We start from the raw sequence: 615 nt of genomic DNA on the forward strand, positions 1-615 counted from the left end.
CTGCTGGCGCTGACCCCGGTCAGCCCGTTTCGCCCGCGCCGCTGGCGCGGCGCGCTGCTCTCCAACAAGGCGACCGTGCGCTTCGACATCCGCGAGCCGGAAAAGCGGCCGGTAAACGCCGCCGCCGACCATACCGAGGTCAAGGCCGTGACCTCGGTGACGGTGCGAGAATCACCAACGGCGACAGCAACGTTGCTGTTCGATCCCAATCATTCCTGGAACGAGCGTATTCTCGCCGAACAGTTCCGCTATTGAGCCGGCGCTGCGACCGACAGGTCGATTAAGCATCCCGATTAAGGTTACAACTTCACAATCGTGCCATTGCTGCCCGTTTCTGTTGACAAATCGAGGGCTTGCTCCTAATTGCAATACCAATCTTGCAGGCGCGTGGCGCTTGCCGCGACAGACGCCATTAGACGCCGTTGCGCTTCCCCGAACCAGCCAAAGACAACAACACTTGTCCTCAGACACCACGACCGCTCCAGAAGCGTTGACCTTTTCAGACCTCGGCCTGTCGCCGAAGGTCCTTTCCGCAGTCACCGACGCCGGCTACACCGAGCCGACGCCGATCCAGGCGGGCGCCATTCCGCATGCCCTGCTGGGCAAGGACGTGCT

The 615-nt window shown here is 61.8% G+C and carries 1 protein-coding gene and 1 pseudogene; both read left to right on the plus strand.

The genetic code is table 11. The features are described from left to right. Positions 1-255: pseudogene (locus tag EN893_RS36895) on the plus strand (NAD kinase); the annotation flags it as partial. 202 nt (positions 256-457) lie between these two features. Beyond that, positions 458-615: DEAD/DEAH box helicase (locus EN893_RS39765; RefSeq protein ID WP_164901543.1), on the plus strand; the 158-nt coding region annotated here is incomplete at its 3' end.

Source organism: Mesorhizobium sp. M7A.F.Ca.CA.004.04.2.1, from assembly GCF_004022825.1.
Classification (GTDB): domain Bacteria; phylum Pseudomonadota; class Alphaproteobacteria; order Rhizobiales; family Rhizobiaceae; genus Mesorhizobium.